Source organism: Sphingobium wenxiniae (genome assembly GCF_007830065.1).
GTDB lineage: Bacteria > Pseudomonadota > Alphaproteobacteria > Sphingomonadales > Sphingomonadaceae > Sphingobium > Sphingobium wenxiniae.
On record NZ_VLKK01000001.1, the window covers coordinates 56,738 to 75,611 of the forward strand.

Annotated in this window: 14 protein-coding genes; 4 read left to right on the plus strand and 10 right to left on the minus strand. The window is 67.0% G+C overall.

What is annotated here, in order from left to right; genetic code table 11:
• Positions 1–24 precede the first annotated feature (24 nt).
• Both argJ and IQ35_RS00290 read left to right on the plus strand, forming a co-directional pair.
• On the plus strand, positions 25–1,251 hold the full coding sequence (gene argJ / locus IQ35_RS00285; protein WP_145071532.1) for a bifunctional glutamate N-acetyltransferase/amino-acid acetyltransferase ArgJ: 1,227 nt from the start codon (positions 25–27) through the stop codon (positions 1,249–1,251).
• Positions 1,251–2,048, plus strand: a complete 798-nt coding sequence (locus IQ35_RS00290) for an inositol monophosphatase family protein (RefSeq protein WP_021246602.1) — start codon at positions 1,251–1,253, stop codon at positions 2,046–2,048. The genes argJ and IQ35_RS00290 overlap by 1 nt, the downstream gene beginning before the upstream one ends.
• A 43-nt stretch (positions 2,049–2,091) precedes the next feature.
• Here IQ35_RS00290 and trxA read toward each other — a convergent pair whose 3' ends face one another.
• From trxA to IQ35_RS00335, 9 genes are all read right to left on the minus strand, one after another.
• A complete protein-coding gene (trxA, locus tag IQ35_RS00295; RefSeq protein ID WP_021246601.1) occupies positions 2,092–2,412 on the minus strand; it encodes a thioredoxin TrxA in 321 nt (106 codons plus the stop codon).
• A gap of 66 nt (positions 2,413–2,478) precedes the next feature.
• Positions 2,479–5,889 carry a double-strand break repair helicase AddA gene (gene addA / locus IQ35_RS00300; protein WP_145071534.1) on the minus strand — a complete coding sequence of 1,137 codons (3,411 nt, stop codon included), beginning with the start codon at positions 5,887–5,889 and terminating at the stop codon, positions 2,479–2,481.
• On the minus strand, positions 5,870–8,845 hold the full coding sequence (gene addB / locus IQ35_RS00305) for a double-strand break repair protein AddB (RefSeq protein WP_145071536.1): 2,976 nt from the start codon (positions 8,843–8,845) through the stop codon (positions 5,870–5,872). Before addB ends, addA begins: the two co-directional genes overlap by 20 nt.
• On the minus strand, positions 8,838–9,548 hold the full coding sequence (locus IQ35_RS00310) for a nucleotidyltransferase family protein (protein ID WP_145071538.1): 711 nt from the start codon (positions 9,546–9,548) through the stop codon (positions 8,838–8,840). Before IQ35_RS00310 ends, addB begins: the two co-directional genes overlap by 8 nt.
• A complete protein-coding gene (locus tag IQ35_RS00315; protein WP_021246596.1) occupies positions 9,545–10,531 on the minus strand; it encodes an aminoglycoside phosphotransferase family protein in 987 nt (328 codons plus the stop codon). Before IQ35_RS00315 ends, IQ35_RS00310 begins: the two co-directional genes overlap by 4 nt.
• Positions 10,528–10,986 carry a tRNA (adenosine(37)-N6)-threonylcarbamoyltransferase complex ATPase subunit type 1 TsaE gene (gene tsaE / locus IQ35_RS00320; protein ID WP_021246595.1) on the minus strand — a complete coding sequence of 153 codons (459 nt, stop codon included), beginning with the start codon at positions 10,984–10,986 and terminating at the stop codon, positions 10,528–10,530. The genes IQ35_RS00315 and tsaE overlap by 4 nt, the downstream gene beginning before the upstream one ends.
• A complete protein-coding gene (locus tag IQ35_RS00325; protein WP_021246594.1) occupies positions 10,979–13,327 on the minus strand; it encodes a sensor histidine kinase in 2,349 nt (782 codons plus the stop codon). The genes tsaE and IQ35_RS00325 overlap by 8 nt, the downstream gene beginning before the upstream one ends.
• 151 nt (positions 13,328–13,478) lie before the next feature.
• Positions 13,479–14,888, minus strand: a complete 1,410-nt coding sequence (gene ahcY, locus IQ35_RS00330) for an adenosylhomocysteinase (RefSeq protein WP_021246593.1) — start codon at positions 14,886–14,888, stop codon at positions 13,479–13,481.
• Between the two features lie 128 nt (positions 14,889–15,016).
• Positions 15,017–15,577, minus strand: coding sequence for a YqgE/AlgH family protein (locus IQ35_RS00335; protein WP_021246592.1), 561 nt, complete (start codon positions 15,575–15,577; stop codon positions 15,017–15,019).
• A 167-nt stretch (positions 15,578–15,744) separates the two neighbouring features.
• Here IQ35_RS00335 and IQ35_RS00340 point away from each other — a divergent pair, with 167 nt between their 5' ends.
• Both IQ35_RS00340 and IQ35_RS00345 read left to right on the plus strand, forming a co-directional pair.
• The gene (locus IQ35_RS00340) at positions 15,745–16,227 is read left to right on the plus strand and encodes a peroxiredoxin (RefSeq protein ID WP_145071542.1); all 483 of its coding nucleotides are present in this window, start codon (positions 15,745–15,747) and stop codon (positions 16,225–16,227) included.
• A 22-nt stretch (positions 16,228–16,249) separates the two neighbouring features.
• The gene (locus IQ35_RS00345) at positions 16,250–17,704 is read left to right on the plus strand and encodes an AMP nucleosidase (RefSeq protein WP_021246590.1); all 1,455 of its coding nucleotides are present in this window, start codon (positions 16,250–16,252) and stop codon (positions 17,702–17,704) included.
• 12 nt (positions 17,705–17,716) lie between these two features.
• Here the strand turns inward: IQ35_RS00345 and IQ35_RS00350 are convergent, their stop codons facing one another.
• A complete protein-coding gene (locus IQ35_RS00350; RefSeq protein WP_145071544.1) occupies positions 17,717–18,865 on the minus strand; it encodes a GGDEF domain-containing protein in 1,149 nt (382 codons plus the stop codon).
• Positions 18,866–18,874: the final 9 nt, after the last annotated feature.

Here is an 18,874-nt window from a genome sequence, read left to right on the forward strand (position 1 = left end):
GCAGATTGCGTTAAGCGACGGAGCATGACCGAGCGTTCTCCCCTTGCCCCGTCCGCCTTTCCCGACCTGCCGCCGATCCCCGGCGTGACCGTGCGTGTGGCCTGCGCGCGCTACAAGAATTGGGACCGTTGCGACCTCACCTATGTCGAGCTGGCGGAAGGGACGGCCGTTGCGGGCGTCACGACGCAGAGCAAATGCCCCTCGCCCGAAGTCGAATGGTGCCGCGATGCCATTCCGCTCGGCTCCGCGCGGGCGCTGGTGGTGAATGCGGGCAACGCCAACGCCTTCACCGGCCATCGCGGCCGCGCCGCCGTGGAGGCCATCGCCGCCAGGGTCGCCAACCATCTGGCCTGCAATCCGTCGGATATCTTCATTTCCTCCACCGGCGTCATCGGCGTCCCCCTGCCGATCGACAAGGCGGAGGCGGGCCTTGAGTCGGCCTTTGCCGCCCCGGCGTGCGGCTGGGAAGACGCGGCGCTCACCATCGGCACGACGGACACCTATCCCAAGGGCGCGCATGTCTCCGCCATGGTCAGCGGCCGGCGCGTGGAGCTGGTGGGCATCGTCAAGGGATCGGGCATGATCGCGCCCGACATGGCGACGATGCTGGGCTATGTCTTCACCAACGCGGCGGTAGAGCCTGCGCTGCTCCAGCAGATGCTGTCCGCCGCCAACCGGCAGACCTTCTCCTGCATCACCGTGGACAGCGACACCTCCACCAGCGACACGGTCCTCGCCTTCGCCACCGGCAAGGCCGGGAATGTCCCCCTCGCCTCCATGGACGATGCGGGAGCGGATGCGTTTCAGGCCGCGCTCACCGACCTCTGCCGCCAGCTTGCCCATCTGGTCGTGCGCGACGGCGAAGGCGCCTCCAAATTCATCGAGATTACGGTCGAAGGCGCGGAAAGCGACGCCAGCGCCCATCGGATCGCCCTGTCCATCGCCAACTCCCCCCTCGTCAAGACCGCCATAGCGGGTGAGGACGCGAATTGGGGCCGGGTGGTCATGGCCGTGGGCAAGGCCGGGGAGCCTGCCGACCGCGACAGGCTTTCCATCCGCTTCGGCGCGACGCAGGTCGCCACCGGCGGACTCGCGGTCGAGGGCTATGACGAAGCGCCCGTTGCCGCACACCTCAAAGGCCAGGACATCCGGATCGGCGTAGACCTGGGCCTCGGCAACGGGCGGGCGACGGTGTGGACCTGCGACCTGACGCATGGATATATCTCCATCAACGCGGACTATCGCAGCTGATGGCGATGGAACTGCATGAGCCTGTCGCCGCGCTCATGCGGGAAGTGGCGCGCGACATCGTCATGCCGCGCTACCGCAACCTTGCGGCGGAGGATATCAGCGAGAAGGCGGCGGACGACTTCGTCACCATCGCCGACAAGGAAAGCGAGATCCGCCTGGCCGAAGGGCTGGCCGCAATCCTCCCCGAAGCCGCCATCATCGGGGAGGAGGCCTGCGCCGCCGACCCCGCCATATTGGAACGCGCGGGCGATGGGCTGAACTGGATCGTCGACCCCATCGACGGCACCGGCAATTTCGCCGCGGGAAAGCCGCCCTTCGGCATCATGGTCGCACTGGCCGACGGCGGGGCCGCCCTGGCGGGATGGATATTGGACCCGCTGACCGGGCGGCTCTGCCATGCGGTATTGGGCGCGGGCAGCTATGTGAATGGGGAGCGTATCCACGCGCGGGAAAGCGGCGCGGCCATGCCCATCGCGGCGCTCGCGGTCTACTTCATGACGCCGCAGGAAAGGGCCGGCATCCAGAACCGTTCCGCCGGCCGATTCACGCTGGTCGACATTCCGCGCTGCGCGGCGGAGCAATATCCCCGGCTTGCGCTGGGCGAGAACGATCTGTCGCTATTTTCGCGGACGCTCCCCTGGGACCATGCGGCGGGGACGCTGTTCCTGAACGAGGCCGGCGGGCTTTGCCAGCGCCATGACGGATCGCCCTATCGCGTGGGCGACAAGCGGCGCGGGCTGCTCGGCGCGTCGTCGCCCCGGCTGTGGGACAAGGCGGCGGACCTGCTCTTTAGCTGACGGCCTGCGCTTCCACGGGAGCGCAGGCCGTCAGCGAGGACAGCTACAGAACGCTTTCGATCCAGCCCTTGAGCGCGCTTTTCGGGGCCGCGCCTACCTTGGTCGCGGCCGCTTCGCCATTTTTGAACAGGATCATGGTCGGGATGCCGCGCACGCCATAGCGGCCCGGCGCGTCGGGATTCTCGTCGATGTTGATCTTCGCGATCGTCACCTTGTCGGCCAGTTCCTCGGAAATCTCCTCCAGAGCCGGTCCGATCATCTTGCACGGGCCGCACCATTCCGCCCAGAAGTCGACAAGGACCGGCTTGTCGGAGGACAATACGTCGTTCTGGAAGCTGGTGTCGGTTATCGCCTTGGTGGCCATCTTGGGATTCTCCTTATATTCACCGGCAATCTAGGGTGGGGACGCCATCGGCTCAACGGGTGCGCGCTATAAATTGTCCTGTGCCGTGGCAAAGCCCGGCTTGTTCGCTTCCAGCACCTCCGGCGGAAGGGAGATGAGGCGCGGCGCGCTGGTATAGAGCAGCCCGGCTTCAATCGTCCGTTGCGGAAAGATCACCCGCAGCGCGGAGACATAGGCGGCCATTTGCCGGATATGGGCCGCCGGCACTTCTTCTATCGACAGCGGCGCGATCCGGCCGGTCTTGAAATCGACCAGTTGGATCAGGTCCTCGCCGACGCACAGCCGGTCCACCGTGCCCGCGATGACCGTTTCCCCGACGACGGCCGCGATGGGCGCCTCCGCCAGCGAACCCGGCCCGAAAAGCGTCGAAAAGCCCGGCGCCTCGATAACGGCGAGTGCATGGTCCACGACCTCCCGCCGCAGCGCCATATCCGCCGCGCCCTGCTGTTCCAGCCAGCGTTCCGCGCTTTCGCGGCGGCGTTCGGGGGCGATATCGGGGAGCCGTTCGAACAGGGCGTGCAGCCAGCGCCCCCTTTCCGCGGCCGATCGCATCGCCGGACCGGGCGGGGGATAGGGCACGTCGTCCTCCACCGAGGCCGAAGGCGCGAGCGGACGAGGCGGGCGCGCTTCGACCGGCGCGGGACGATCCAGCCAGTCGGGACGATCCTGAGAGGCTTTTTCCTCCGGATGCGCGGCCTGCAACGGCCGGGGCGGCAATATCTGCGCGCCGCGCCAGCTTCGCCGCGCGCCCCACAGCGGATCGGCCTGCCATTCGGCCTCCAGCGAGATCAGGGCGTTCTCCACCGCGCCGAACCAGCTTTCCGGCTTGACCTCGCCCTTTGCGCGCGGTCCCAGCGACCCGGCCACCACCAGCCTTTCTTCCGCGCGGGTCAAGGCGACGTAGAGCAGCCGCCAATGTTCTTCCCGGTCGGCGGCGGCGGCGGCTTCGGCAACATGGCCGACCGGTCCCTTCCTTTCCTCTTTCCGGGGCGGCAGGATGGGCAATCCGTTCCATTCCAGCGTATCGGCCCGATGCCCGGCATCGGGGTCGAGGCAGGCGTCCGCCAGGATGACGATGGGCGCCTGCAATCCCTTTGCGCCGTGCACGGTCAGCAACCGCAGCGCATCCCCCTGCGCGGCGGCATCGCGGACGATTTCCACCTCGCCGCGGTCGAACCAGTCGATGAAGCGCTGGAGCGAAGGATAATCGTCCGTCTCGAACGCCAGCGCGGCGTTCAGCAGTTCCTCGATCGGGTCGGCGGCTTCCGGGCCGAGCCGCTCGATCAGGCGCCGCCGCCCATCCATCGGGCCGGAAAGGATCGCCTCCAGATAGCGGTAGGGCGTCGTGAAGTCCGCCCCGGCCAGCAGATCGCGCAGCGGCCGGACCAGATCGTCGTCCAGGCTGCCGGTCAGATGCCGCCATAACCCGCCCGCGCGGTCGCGCCCGATCAGCCGCGTCATCAGCTCGTCCTGGCTCCAGCCGATCAGCGGGGACACGAGCAGCGCCGCCAGGTTCAGCTCGTCCTCCGGCTGCACCGCGAAGCGCAGCGCCGCCAGCAGATCGCGGACGGCAAGCGGCGCATTGAGGCGCAGCCGGTCTATCCCGGCGACCGCGACCTGTTCCTCATAGAGGCGCGCGACGATCAGGCGGGCCAGTTCGCTGCGGCGGCGGACCAGGATCATGATGTCGCCGGGCCGCACGGGCCTGCCCTTGCTTTCCAGCATCAATCCGTCGTCCAGCCATTGCCGGATCTGCCGCGCGATCCGGGCGGCAAGCGCGCGCTCCTGATCGGCCGCCCAGTCCTCCTCCCCTTCCGCATCCTCGTTCAGGCCCGCGACGATCGGCTTCCACAACAGGACTTCGCCGGGGAAGGGATTGGCGCTGACATGGCGCACATCCTGATCCTCCAGCCCCAGCCGCTGCGCGCGCAGGGTCGCGATCGTGCGGTCCACCACATCCAATATGGCGGGCGTCGAACGAAAGCTGCGGTCGAGCGACAGCGCATGGAAAGGGTGCGCCACATTGTCGGCCTGCCCCTGAAAGGCCCTTTGGGCGGCGGCGAAGGCAAGGGGGCTGGTGCCCTGGAAGCCGAAGATCGCCTGCTTGAAATCGCCGACCGTGAAGATGGTCCGGACCTTGTCCCCCTTCGCGCCCTCGCCCGCGAAAAATTCGGCGGTCAGCGCGCCTATGATCTGCCATTGGCTGACATTGGTGTCCTGCGCTTCATCGACCAGCACATGATCGACGCGCTGGTCCAGCTTGTATCGTATCCAGTCCGCGATCCCGTCCTGTTGCAGGAGCGCGGCGGTGCGGGCGATCAGATCGTCGAAATCCACTGCCCCCGCGACCGCCTTCGCCCCGGCATAGGCGCGGGCATAGGCCCGGCCCGCGTGCAGCGCCCTGGCGAGCAGGTCCGCATAGTCCGCCAGCAGCTTGACGCCCAGCAGGTCCGCGCAGCGTTCGTGCATGCGCGCCGCCATCTCCAGATAACCGTCGGCGGGGGGAACCCAGCCTTTGGCGGAAACAAAGCCGCCATCCGCCTTCGCCCATGCGGCATGAAGATCGCGCAAGGCGGCGGCCCGCCCGTCGGGCGTGAGCGCGCGCCACCGCGCGATCCGCTCGCAGCGTTCCAGCGCGCGCCCCGAACCCCAGTCCGCATTCGACTGGGCAATGGCCGCCAGCGTCCGCATATCGAAGACGGCGTCGTCGCATTGCCCCGCCAGCCAGGCATCGACATCCCCTGCGGGCAGCCCGAGTTCATCCTTCAGCCAGGGACCGATGGCCTCGGGCAGACGGTTCAGCGCATCCAGGCGGGCGGCGGCGCGCAGCAGGAACTGCTCCGCCCCCGCCTCCCCCAGCCGCAGGCTGAGCGCCTGCAAGGCGCCGGTCAGCGCGGTGTCTCCATTCTGATCCGCCTCCACCGCCAGATCGGCCAGCACCTGCCGCGCCAGCGCCGACTGCTCGCGCTGGTCGAGCGGCCGGAAACCGGGCGTCAGGCCCGCCTCCAGCGGAAAGGAGGTCAGCAACTGCTGGCAGAAACCATGGATCGTCTGGATGCGCAGGCCGCCGCCCGTCGATTCCAGCACCTCGGCGAACAGCCGGCGGGCACGGTCGCGCGCTTCGGGACCGGCCTCTTCGCCCAGGGCTTCCAGATCGTTGAAAAGGTCGCCCTCCTCCATCTGCACCCACGCCGCCAGCCGGTCATGGATGCGGTCGGCCATTTCCGCCGCGCCTGCCTTGGTAAAGGTGAGGCAGAGGATGTTTTCCGGCCGGACGCCTTGCAGCAGCAGGCGGAAAACGCGGGCCGTCAGCACATGGGTCTTGCCCGTGCCCGCCGAAGCGGACAGCCAGACATGCGCGTCGGGCGCCGCCGCCAGCGCCTGTTTGTCCGCCAGCGGTTGAAGGGGGCTTGCCTTCCTAGCCATCGTCGCGGCCATACCATTCCTCCAGCCGCATGAGCTGGTCATAATCGCCATAACTGGCCACTTCCGGATTGACCTGGGCCTCGAACGGCATGGTTCCGTTCAGATAGCCCGCCGCCGCCTGCTCGAACAGGTCATGGACATAGGCGGTGAAGTCGGCCGTCACGATCTTGTCCCTCTTGCCGAGCGGATCGACCGGGCTTTCCCGATAGCCGAAGGCGTCTCCCTTCTTCGCCAGCGACCAATATTCGAAGCATCCGGCCACGGCACGCCCTTCGATGCCGGGAAAGCCTCCGTGCTCCGCGATCAGCCCCAGCAGGCCGAGTTGCAGCGCAAATCCTGCCCTGACCTGCCGCGCGCTGGGCGGTTTCCCCGTCTTGTAATCGACGATGGCCAGCGTTCCATCGGTCATCCGGTCGATGCGGTCGGCCTTTCCGGTCAGGGTGATGCCTGCGATCTCCGTCCGGCCCTCCCTTTCGACCGCCAGGATGGAGCGGCCTTCCCCCTTGTCCTTCGTCACCTCCGCGGCAATCCAGCGGATAGCCTCGATCAGCCGCGGTTGCCACAGCGCGCGCAGCAAGGGGTGGACGTCCGGCCGCGCGAACATCGCCCTTGCCCGATCCTCCAGATCGGCGGGGTCGAGCGTGGCCGCTTCCGCCCAGCGCTGGAGAATTTCGTGCACCGCCGTCCCGCGCCAGGCAGGGCCGGCGTCCGCGTCCACCGGATCGAGGCGCGCAAGGCGCAGGATGCGGCGGGCATAGAAGGCATAGGGATCGGCCTTCAGCCGGTCGACATCGGTGACGGGCACCAGCTTGGGCCTTACCGATGCGGGCGGGACGGGCCGTGGCCGCGCGGCGGGCCGGAACAGCGCCGGACGGTCGATATCCCGGGCGAAATCGGCATAGCGGTCCGCCGATTTCCATTGCGGCCCGGCCATGGCTTTCAACCGCAGCCAGAAACGGGACGCGACCGCCGGGCCGCCCGCCCCGCGCCGCGCACGGGTGATGAGGACCTGCGGAGCGCCCAGCGCGCTCGCGAAATCGTGCGCCGCCAATCCGATGCGGCTTTCCAGTCCGGGCAGTCCCAGATCCTTGCGGATGCTGGGCGCCAGCCACGGGTCCGGCGCGGGCATACCCGGCCACACGCCTTCGTTCAGCCCGCCCAGGATCATGATGTCGGCCTGCATCAGCCGCGCTTCGATCAGGCCCAATATGGCGATGCGCGGATGCCCCCCCTGGGGCGGGCGCACGGCCACGCCGCCCAGCATGTGATCCAGCAATATCGGCAGCGACCGCATATCGGCCTCGCGCGGGCCATCGCCCGCATGGTCTTCCATGTCCGCGAACAGTTCGGCGGCCGCGCGACCCTGATGCCCCGCCCAGACGGCCTCGCGCGACAGCAGCCCCGCCTGCTCACGGATGGCGGCAAGCTGCGCGGACAGATCGGGCGCGCCGGCAAAGGCCGCTTCCAGCGGCGCCAGCAGGGACCGCGCCTGCGGCCACCACGCGCCGATCCGGGCGCGCAGGTCCCGCTGCCTGTCTTCGCCCTCGCGCGGGGCCAGCAGCAGGTCTATGCCCAGCAGGCCCGCTTGCGGCCGGGGGCCTCGCAGCAACAGATCGAGTCCCCGGACCCGTTCAAGCCAGGGCAGGCGATCCTCGCCCCGCATGACCAGCGGATGTTTCAGCAGCGCAAGCAGCGTCACGGGGGCAAAACGCTCCGCCACCGCCTGCGCCATCGCGATCAGCAAGGTGCCCGGCGGCAAGCGGGACAGCGGCTGACCGGCCGAATCGTCCGCCTCTATGTTCCATCTTTTCAGATGGGCCGACACGCGGGTGGCCAGTTGCCGGTCGGGCGTCACCAGCGCGGCGGTCTTTCCTGCGGTTTCCAGTGCCTCGCGCAAGGCGATGGCGATGGCCTGCGCTTCCTCGCCGGGCGTCGCGACTTCCAGCGCCTCCACGCCCGCCAGGGATCGGTCGGCGGTCTTCAGGTCGCGCCAGCGCGTGGTCAGGCGGGGCGGCAGCATGGCGTTGGAAATGTTGCGGCCCCGCACCGCGCGCGCGTCATGCTCGCTCCCCCAACGCCATTGCGCCACATCGTCCCGCGTGGCGCTCATGCGGTCGAGCAGCCGTTTCAACCCATATTGCGGATGGGTTTCATGCCCCGCCGGGATGCGTCCCGTGACCGGATCGGGATCGAAGGGGCCGATGGCCTCCCATGCGTCCGCGTCCATATTCTGGTCGAGACCCGCGAAAACGACCATGCCGTGCGGCATGGCGGCGATGCGCCGCAAAAGTCCGGCAATGGCGGGGGCCGTGGTGGAAATGCCCGCCGCGACGACGAAATGCCGGGGCGGGCTTTCCTTCCATCGCTCCGCCACGCGGTCGAACAGCCTGTTCCTCCGTTCGGCAAGGTCGATGCAGCCCAGCCGCTTCAATTCCTGCGGCCAGCGATCGAGGAGGACGGTCAACAGATCGAGCGATCTTTGCCAATGGGCGGAAAGCGCGTCCGAAAGCTGGATGTCCCGCAAGGCTGCGACGGAAAGCCGCTCGACCTGCATCTGGTCCAGAACCGAAGCCAGCGTTCCGGCGAGTTGCAGCGCCTGCCCGGCATCCACCGGCCTGGGCGATACGTCCTGCACCAGCCGCGCGAGGATCATCTGCCGCTGCATGGGACCGACGGCGGGCGGGATGGCGTCCTGCTCCCCCAGCGGATCGAGCGCGCCGCCGACCTGCTCGCCCAGTTCCGCATCGCCCAGGGCGACGAGCCGAGGCAGCAGCAACCCGCCGCCCGATTTCCTGACGAAGGCGTCGCTGATCGACCGGATCGCCCTGTTGCCGGGCAACAGGACCATGCCCTGCGCCAGCTTGACCGGGTCGTCGCCATGCCGGGCCAATAGGCCGGCGACCAGCGCATCGGAAAAGGAACGATGCGCGGGTATGTTGAACAGCGCGGGCCTGCCGCGCTCAACCATGGCCCAGCATCGCTTCCACGATCGGGATGGCGCGCGGCGTGCCGACGTCGAACCACAATCCCTGATGGGAAACGCCATGGAGCCGCCCGGCCTCCATGGCGCGGTTCCAGAAGATATTGGTGGAAAAGACATCGGACGGCGGATCGGCCAGCAGGGCGGGCGACATGATCTGCACGCCGGTGAAGACAAAGGGCGCGACATGGGCGGGCTTGCGCCGCGTCAGCCGTCCGGTCGCATCCATGTGGAAATCGCCCGGTCCGCCATGGCAGTTGGCCCGCGCGAGCGGCACCAGCAGCAGCAGCGCATCCATGCGGGCGGGGTCCCATATGGCCTGCATGGCGCCCAGCGTTTCCTGCGGGCCGTCGATCCACAGATTGTCGCTGTTCGCGCACAGGAACGGCTTGTCGCCCAGCAGCGGCTTGGCCTTCATCAATCCCCCGCCCGTTTCCAGCAAACGGCCGCGCTCGTCGGAGATCAGATATTCCACATCGCCCTTGCGCGCCCGCAGATGCGCCTCGACCGTGTCGGCGAGATAGTGGACGTTGACCACGACCTTCCTGATCCCGCCCGCCTCCAGCCGGTCGAGCGCGTGGTCCATCAGCGGCTTGCCCGCCACCTTGACCAGCGGCTTGGGACGGGTCGCGGTCAGCGGTCGCATCCGCTTGCCCAGCCCCGCCGCCATCAGCATCGCGGTGTCGATCATGCAGGCGAGAACTCCGCCAGCGCATCATGGCGCTTTTCCGATGGAATATGGGCCGCGAACCATTCCGCCACCGGAGCCAGCGCGGGATGCGCCAGATCGCGCTCCAGCAATCCCCACATGCGCGGCAGGAAGGACAGGTAGCGCGGCTTGCCGTCCCGTTTCCACAGGCGCGTGAAGATACCGATGATCTTCGCGTTCCGCTGCGCCCCCAGCACCGCATAGGCGGCGTCGAAATCCTCCGGCGGCGCGGCCAGGTCGCGGTAGAGCGCCAGCATATCCGCCTCCAGCTCCGGCGGCACGTCCCGCCGCGCGTCCTGCAACAGCGACACCAGGTCATAGGCCGGATGTCCCGCCAGCGCGTCCTGGAAATCGAGCAGCCCCAGCCCCCGCGCCGAAGGCCGGTCGATCAGCATGATGTTTTCCGCATGATAGTCCCGCAGGACCGTCACGACCGGGCTGGCCGCCCCTTCGACCAGCGGCAGCACCGCGTCCCATGCGCGGGCATAGCCCGCCGCGTCGGCCTCGATCCCCGCCGCCGGGCAATACCATTCGGTCAGCAGCCCCGCTTCCCGCTGATACACCGCCCGGTCATAGGGCGGCACGGACGCGGCGGGCCGCTTGTGCAGGTCGGCGAGCAGCGCGATGGCGCGCGCATAGACGTCCCGTTCCTCGCCGGGATGATCCTCCACATATTCCTTGACCCGGACGTCGCCGAAATCCTCGATCAGGACCAGCCCTTCGTCCAGATCGCGCGCAAGGATCGCGGGCGCGGCGAACCCTTCTCCCAGCAGATGCTCGGCAAGGGCGATGAAGGGGCGCGGGTCTTCATGCGGCGGCGGCGCATCCATCAGCACGGCCCGGCGCGAACCGTCGACCACGCGGAAATAGCGCCGGAAGGACGCGTCGCCCGCAAGCGGCACGATCGCGCCGCCGCCCCATCCCACGCGCTTCAGGAAGCCGGGCGCGGCGGGGGGCGGGATCATATCTGTGGCCATCGCTCTTTCCAATCGTCGGGAAGCTCCGCTGTCAAGCGCCGTCCGCCATCGGCCCGCGCCTCTATACGCAGCCGCAGGGCATGGGGCCACAGCGCATCGCCCAGCCGCTCCGGCCATTCGATGATGAGCAGGCTGTCCATCAGATAATCGTCCAGCCCGAGTTCCGCCGCCTCCGCCGGATCGTCGATGCGGTAGAGATCGACATGCGTGACGGGCAGCCGCACTTCGGGAACGTCATAGGGCTGGACGAGCGCGAAACTGGGGCTGGGCGCTTCCCCTTCCAGTCCCAGCGCTTCCAATATGCCCCGCGCCAATGTGGTTTTGCCGGCCCCCAGCCCGCCTTCCAGCGCGATGACGTCGCCGATGCGGACCTGGCCTGCTATGGCGCGGCCCATTTCCAGCATGGCGTCCTCATCGGGCAGGGTGACGGCTTCCTCAGCCACGGGGCAGTTCCATGACCGCCATGGTGCCCTGCCCCGGTTCGGAAACAAGCTGGAACGTGCCGCCATGCGCTTCCGTCAATTGCCTGGCGAGCGGCAGACCGATGCCTGCCTTCCCGCCATTGCGCGCCTGTTCGGATCGCGCCGCCGGATCGAAGATCGTCGCCTGCCGCTTCGGGGCGATGCCGGGTCCGTTGTCCGACACCACCAGCCGCGCCTTGTCCGCGCCGCCATCGCCGTGCAGCAGGACCCGCGCGCCCTTGCCGCAATAGAGCACCGCATTTTCAAGCAGATGGTCCAGCGCCTGCCCGATGCGGCGCGCGTCGCCCTGCACCGTGCCCAACGTGTCCTGGAGGGAAATCGCCAGGTCTATCCCCTTGGCCCTTGCCGCCTGCCCGATTCGCTCCGCGCTTTCCCGCGCCAGCGCGGTCAGGTCCACCGGCGCCTGTTCGATGGAAAGCGTTCCCGCTTCCCCCTGGGTCAGGTCCAGCACATTGTCGATCATCATCGACAGGCGGGACGTGCTCTGGAGGATGCCGTCGACATAGTCCTTCGCCGCTTCGCTAAGGTCCCCGGCATAGCCCGCGCTCATCATCTGGGCGAACCCGGATATGGTGGTAAGGGGGGTGCGCAGTTCATAGCTCATATTGGCGACGAAGGCGGTCTTGACCTTGTCCGCCTGCTCCAGCGCCTCGTTGCGGTCGCGCAGGATCTGCTCCACCCGGCGGCTGTCGGTCACATCCAGCATGGTGAACAGCGCATTGCCGTCCGGCAGCGGAATCGCCGCGAACTCGAATATATGGCCATCGGCGAAACCCACATGGCCCATGCGCTGCTTGCGCTCGACCGTGGCGGCCCGCACCAGTTCGCGGACCAGGTTCACCTGCTGCGGCTTGGCCAGGCGCGACTGGACCGCCTGCATCAGTTCGTCGATGCGCGGATGGGCGGCCAGCATCTCCTCAGGCAATCCCCATGTCGTCTGGAACCGGCTGTTCCACAGGCGCAGCCGCCCGTCTGACGAGAACACGCCGATCGATTCGAACAGGTTGTCGAATGTCGCGGTCCGCACCCGCAGCAGCGTGTCGCGCGCGCTCGACAACTGGACCTGTTCCGTCCGGTCCTCGAAGATCAGCAGCAACCCGCCATCGGGCAGAGGCTGGGCGTAGACGCGCAAATGCGTGCCGTCGGCCAGCAGCCAGTTTTCCTCCAGCGGATCGGGGGACAGGAACCATTCCCGCCGCTCTGAACGCCAGGCGGGAAAATCCCGGTGTTCCGGCACGCGCCGCGCATCGCGCATCTGGTCGAGAACCCGTTCGAACAACGGACCGTCGCCCAGCCGATCCTGATCGAGACCGAACAGGCTGATGAAAGGCTGGTTCCAGAAACGCAGGGCGCGATCCGGCCCGAACCGCGCGACCCCTGCCGACAGGCGGTCCAGCAGATCGCGTTGCGCCGCCTCCAGCCGCCGGTGCTCGACCCGGGCCTGTTCCAGTTCATGCTGGTCCATGGCGAAGCCGGCGACGCCCGCCGCGCCCAGCGGCACGTCGACCACCCGCATGGTCCTGCGTTCCCCGTCGATGGTGGCGGGGATCATGCGGGCGACCGGCGCGCCTTCCGCCATGGCTTCGGCGGCGGCGTCCTGCGGCGTGATACCCCCTGCCGTCTCGACCAGTTCCGTGCCGTTTTCGATGACGTCCCGCGCGCTGCTCGCATCCACGGCGTGGACATAGGCCGCGTTGACCAGGCTTAACCGCATGTCGGGCGTGCGATGCCACATGGGGAACGGCGCGGCTTCCACCAGTCCCGCCATCGCCTGCAAGGCGTCGCGGAGCTGTTCGACCGTATCCTTCAGCGTCTCGATCTCGGTCTGGCTGTCGGTCGCGTCGAATATCCACAGGACGACCCCGCCGCTGGACGCCAGCGCCGGTCCGGCCGGAGCGCCCCTGACAAGCAGGAGCCGCGTCGAACCCACCCCGCGAATCGGAAGCGCGAAACTTTTCCCCGCGCGCTGCGCCGCGGCGATTTCCCGCCCCAATGCCGCCGCATCGCCCGGTTCCAATCCGCCGTCTTCCGCAATCAGTTCGGACAGGAAGGCCGGGATACGATCCTTGCCAAGCCATTTGGCCAGCCGGTCGGACGCTTCCAGATGGCCGTCCGCGTGGATGATGACGGGCGCGGCGGGGGCGGACGCCAGCAGCACGGACAGGCGATCGAACTGCCCCTGCGCCTGCGTCCCTTCCCGGCGCATATGATAGCCGTTCCTCAGCGCCCAGATCGCCGCGGCCAGCCAGGCCGCGAGGACGGCGCCCAACAGGACGGCCGCAAGCGGGGTCAAAGGCGTCATCGCGCCGTCTTCGCCTTGATATGGACGTGGGAAACCCTGCTCATGATCGTCACGGGACTATCCCAACTCGGGAGCGGGGTGAAGCGGAGGGCGGAAAGTTTTTGCGGGGAGAATGGAAGGAGGGGGAAGGCAACGCCCTCCCCCTGCCCGGTCAATAGCGGTAGTGATCGGGCTTGAACGGCCCTTCGACGCCGACGCCGATATAGTCGGCCTGCTTCTGCGTCAGCTTGCTGAGCTTCACGCCCAGCTTTTCGAGGTGAAGCGCGGCGACCTTTTCGTCCAGATGCTTGGGCAGGACGTAGACTTCGTTCTTATATTCGTCCGACTTGGTCCACAGTTCGATCTGCGCCAGCACCTGATTGGTGAAGCTGGACGACATGACGAAGCTGGGATGGCCCGTCGCGCAGCCCAGGTTCACCAGCCGGCCCTTGGCCAGCACGATGATCTTCTTGCCGTCGGCGAATTCGACCTCGTCGACCTGCGGCTTGATCTCGGTCCACTTCATGTTGTTGAGGCCCGCGATCTGTATCTCGCTGTCGAAATGGCCGATATTGCAGACGATCGCCATATTCTTCATCGCCCGCATATGGTCGACGGTGATGACGTCGGCATTGCCGGTGGCCGTCACGAAGATGTCGGCGCGGGTCGCCGCTTCCTCCATCGTCACAACTTCATAGCCTTCCATCGCCGCCTGCAACGCGCAGATCGGATCGACTTCGGTGACGAGCACGCGCGCGCCGCCGTTGCGGAGCGATGCGGCCGAACCCTTGCCGACGTCGCCGAATCCCGCGACGCAGGCGACCTTGCCCGCCAGCATCACGTCGGTCGCACGGCGGATCGCGTCGACCAGCGATTCCTTGCAGCCATAAAGATTGTCGAATTTCGACTTGGTGACGCTGTCGTTCACGTTGATCGCCGGGAAGGGCAGCTTGCCCTTCTTCGCCAGCTCGTAAAGGCGGTGGACGCCGGTGGTGGTTTCCTCCGACACGCCCTTGATGGCCTTCACCGTCTGCGTCAGATAGCCCGGACGTTCCGCCAGGAAGCGCTTCAACGTCGCGACGAAGATTTCCTCTTCCTCATTGGTCGGCGCGAACAGCTCTTCCCCCGCCTCGACCCGCGCGCCCCACAGGGCGAACATGGTGGCGTCGCCGCCATCGTCCAGGATCATGTTGCAGGTCGTGTCGCCCCAATCGAAGATGCGGATCACATAGTCCCAATATTCCTCCAGCGTCTCGCCCTTCACGGCGAAGACGGGAACGCCCCGCGCGGCGATGGCGGCGGCGGCATGGTCCTGCGTGGAAAAGATGTTGCACGATGCCCAGCGGATCTCCGCGCCCAGTTCGGCCAGCGTCTCGATCAGCACGGCGGTCTGGATCGTCATGTGCAGCGACCCGGTGATGCGCGCGCCCTTCAGCGGCTTGGCCGCGCCGAACTCGTCGCGCAGGGCCATGAGGCCGGGCATTTCGGTTTCGGCGATCTCGATTTCCTTGCGGCCGAAATCGGCAAGGCTGATGTCGCGGATCACATAATCCTGCGCCTGGGCTGCGGGAGCGGTTGCCAAGGGAAGTCTCCATCGAACTAGAATTGGCCGACGCCGCCAGCGCGGCGGACGCCGAAGATGCCCGCCGCTTTATCAACCGGCGCGCGTCGTGGCAACTCGATATAAAGTTTTCTTTATGTAGGGACGTTTCAGGCAGACCCCGCGCCGCACACCAGATGGGATGCGTCGATCCCCGCCGCCGCGAAACTGGCGGACCATCGCTTCTCCGCCGGGGTTTCGAACAGGATATCCGGATCGCCATCGGCGAGGAACCAGCTATCGCCGGTCATTTCCTTCTCCAACTGGCCCGCCGTCCAGCCCGCATAGCCCAGCGCCACCAGATAGCGGCTCGGCCCTGTTCCCGCGGCGATGGCCTTCAATATGTCGAGCGAGCCGGACAGGCCCCATTTGCGCCCGACCTGGATCATTTCCTGCCCCGCCCAATCGAGCGAATGGAGCACAAAGCCCCGGCGCGGTTCGATGGGGCCGCCGCGCAGCACGCGCCGATCCGGCACGCCCGACGCGTCTATATCGAAACTTTCGAGAAGATCGCGCAGGCCGACCCCTTCCATCTCTTCCTCCACCGCAATGCCCAGCGCGCCATTCTCATCGTGAACGCACAGCGCGATGACGGAATGGTCGAACCGGCTATCCGTCATTGCGGGCAGGGCCAGCAGGAATTGCCCGCCATAGAAACGCACATCATACATGAGTCGACTATACCCACTGTTTCCCCGCCGCCAAAGGCCCTTCGTCCCGGCTTAAAGGCGACGCGCCCGAAAGGACGCGCGCCGCCGGTCCCCCTCGACAGGGAGGCCCTTGACATGGAGGGCGCCAGCGCCGACCTCCCACTTTTCACGGGCCAGGAGAAAACGGCATGACCATAGCAAAAGGCGATCGCCTTCCCGCCGCGACATTCGCGAAGATCACGGAAAACGGGCCGGAACAGGTCAATTCCGACACCTTTTTCGCGGGCAGGACCGTGGCGCTGTTTTCCGTGCCCGGCGCGTTCACCCCGACCTGCTCCGCCAAGCATCTCCCCGGTTTCATCGAAAAGGCCGACGCGTTGAAGCAGAAAGGCGTCGATGAAATCGCCTGCACCGCCGTCAACGACGCTTTCGTCATGGACGCATGGGGCAAGTCGGCCGGCGCGCAGGGCAAGGTCACGATGCTGGCCGACGGCAATGGCGATTTCGCGAAGGCGGTGGGCCTTGTCATGGACGGCAGCAAATTCGGCATGGGCACGCGCGGCCAGCGCTTTTCGATGATCGTCAAGGATGGCGTCGTGCAGGAGCTGAATGTGGAATCCCCCGGAGATTTCAAGGTTTCATCCGCCGAACATATGCTCGGACAGCTTTGATCCCTGCGGTAGATGACGGTCGATGACACAAAGCATTGGCAGCATCGCCGTCGCCCGCCTCGACGAAATCTACCGGAAATCGGTTGAGGATCTGCGCGGAGCCATGCGCCGCTATACCCTGGACGGGCGAGCGCCGCCCGCGCGGGACGGCGGAGCGACGCGGTTCTGCTATCCGGAACTGCGGATCATCCATCGCGGCGATGCCGATGCGCCGCCGCCGGGGCGGTCCTTCGCGCGCTTGTCGAAGCCGGGCCGTTACGTCACGACCGTCACCCGACCGGCCATGTTCGCGGCCTATCTGGCCGAACAGATCGACCTGCTGGTGCGCGACTATGGCGTGGAGGTGGAAACCGGCGCCAGCGACCAGCAGATCCCGTTCCCCTATGTGCTGGACGGTCTTGACACCAGCGCTCTGGACGGCATGCCCCCGACGGAACTGGCGCGCCATTTCCCGGCGACGGAACTGGCCGAAATAGGCGACGAGATCGCGGACGGCCTCTTCGCGCCCGATGCGGAGGGCGACCGTCCGCTGGCCCTGTTCGACGGGTTGCGGACGGATTTCTCCCTTGCCCGCCTCAAACATTATACCGGCACGCCGCCCGAGCATGTCCAGCGCTACATCCTCTTCACCAACTATCATCGCTATGTGGACGAATTCGTATCCTGGGCGTGCGAGGAAATGCAGCGGCCCGGCAGCCGCTTCACCGCCCTTTCGGGGGCGGGCGGCGTTTATGTGACGCCGGAAACCGCCGAACCGGCGCGGATGATAGCCGACAGCGCATGGCGCAGGCACCAGATGCCCGCTTACCACCTGATCGCCCCGGACCGCAGCGGGATAACGCTGGTCAATATCGGCGTCGGCCCATCCAACGCCAAGACGATCTGCGACCATCTCGCGGTCCTGCGGCCGGAAGCGTGGCTGATGATCGGCCATTGCGGCGGTTTGCGTCCCAGCCAGCGGATCGGCGACTATGTTCTGGCCCATGCCTATCTCCGCGACGATCATGTGCTGGACGCCATGCTGCCGCCCGAAATCCCGGTGCCCGCCATCGCGGAGGTGCAGGTCGCGCTGGCGAAAGCCGCCGAAGCCGTCCTGGGAAGCGGAAAGCCCGAAGATTTCAAGCGCCGGCTGCGCACCGGCACGGTCGTGACCACGGACGACCGCAACTGGGAATTGCGCTATTCCCATTCCGCGCTGCGCTTCAGCCTTTCCCGGGCGGTCGGCATAGACATGGAATCGGCCACCATCGCGGCGCAGGGCTATCGTTTCCGCGTGCCTTACGGGACGCTGCTATGCGTGTCCGACAAGCCTATCCATGGCGAGTTGAAACTGCCCGGCCAGGCCAACCGTTTCTATGAAGAGGCGATTGCAGGGCATCTGCGCGTCGGTCTGGAAACCTGCGAACTGCTGCGTCAGGAAGGGCCGAAACTGCACAGCCGCAAATTAAGGGCCTTTAACGAACCGCCCTTCCGCTGATCGGGCCATGGCCTAAGCGGCGGCGCGCCAGATGCTGATCCGATCCTTGCCGTCCTTCTTGGCCCGGTAGAGCGCGCTATCGGCCCGCGCGACCATGTCGTCCAGGCATTCGTCATCCTCATGCAGGTCCGCGATCCCGAAGCTGGCGCGCAATTTCGCCCCGGGCGCCTGCGGCAATATCATGCAGCCGATTTCGGCGCGGATACGCTCCATGACGTCGGCGGCGGCGGCGGAATCGCTGTCCACCAGCAGCAATCCGAATTCATCGCCTCCCAGCCGCCCCACGATATCGCCCCGCCGGATCGCGGCCGTCACCAGCCGGGCAAAGCCGCGCAAGGCCGCGTCGCCCGCGATATGGCCGTAACTGTCGTTCAGCACCTTGAAACCGTCCAGATCGCAAATGACGAGGGCCAGCGGACGGTCATGCCGCTTGGCGTTGGCGATGGCGCGGACGGCCGCTTCTTCCAGGCCCAGCCGGTTGAGCGCATCGGTCAGGACGTCGCGCTGCATCCTGCGCCGCAATTCATGGGCCAGATCGCCCGCGACGACCAGAACGGCCGAAACGCAGGTGCCCACATAGATCGACGGCAGGCCGAGCGCCATGATCGCCCGATAGCTGTCCATGCCTTCGCGCGGTCCTCCCCAGTTCAATGCCGCGCTCACCACCAGGCATCCTTCAAAGACGGCGAACAGCAGCAACAGCGAAAAGAACGCCAGCTCGGGCGCGCTGAAGCGCCGGCCGCGCGGCCAGAGCGACAGGGCCGAACTCAGCATCAATATGCCCGCATATCCCGGGATCGCGATGCCCTGAAGCGGCGCATTCTTTGTAAGAGCCGCATGGAAGCCCGCAATGGCGCACGGGATGCCTACCATGAGCAGCCCGGCCCAGCGAACCGTTCTCCCCGCGCGCTGGCGCACGCCGATCAGGGTGAAGGTCGCGCTGGTCATGATCGCCAGCGCCGCCATGCCGATCAGGAATGGACTGCCGAAAAACAGTCCCGCGCCGTTCAGCGCCCATTGGACGACCGATATGCCATAGGCGATCATCCAGCTCAGCACATGACGCCGCCGCCCGAATTGCGCCCATGCGATACCCATTGCGATCGCCATGATCGCACTGGTGAAGAAAAGCAGGGCAAGGATAATGGCGGCCGAGTTCACGGGACCGGC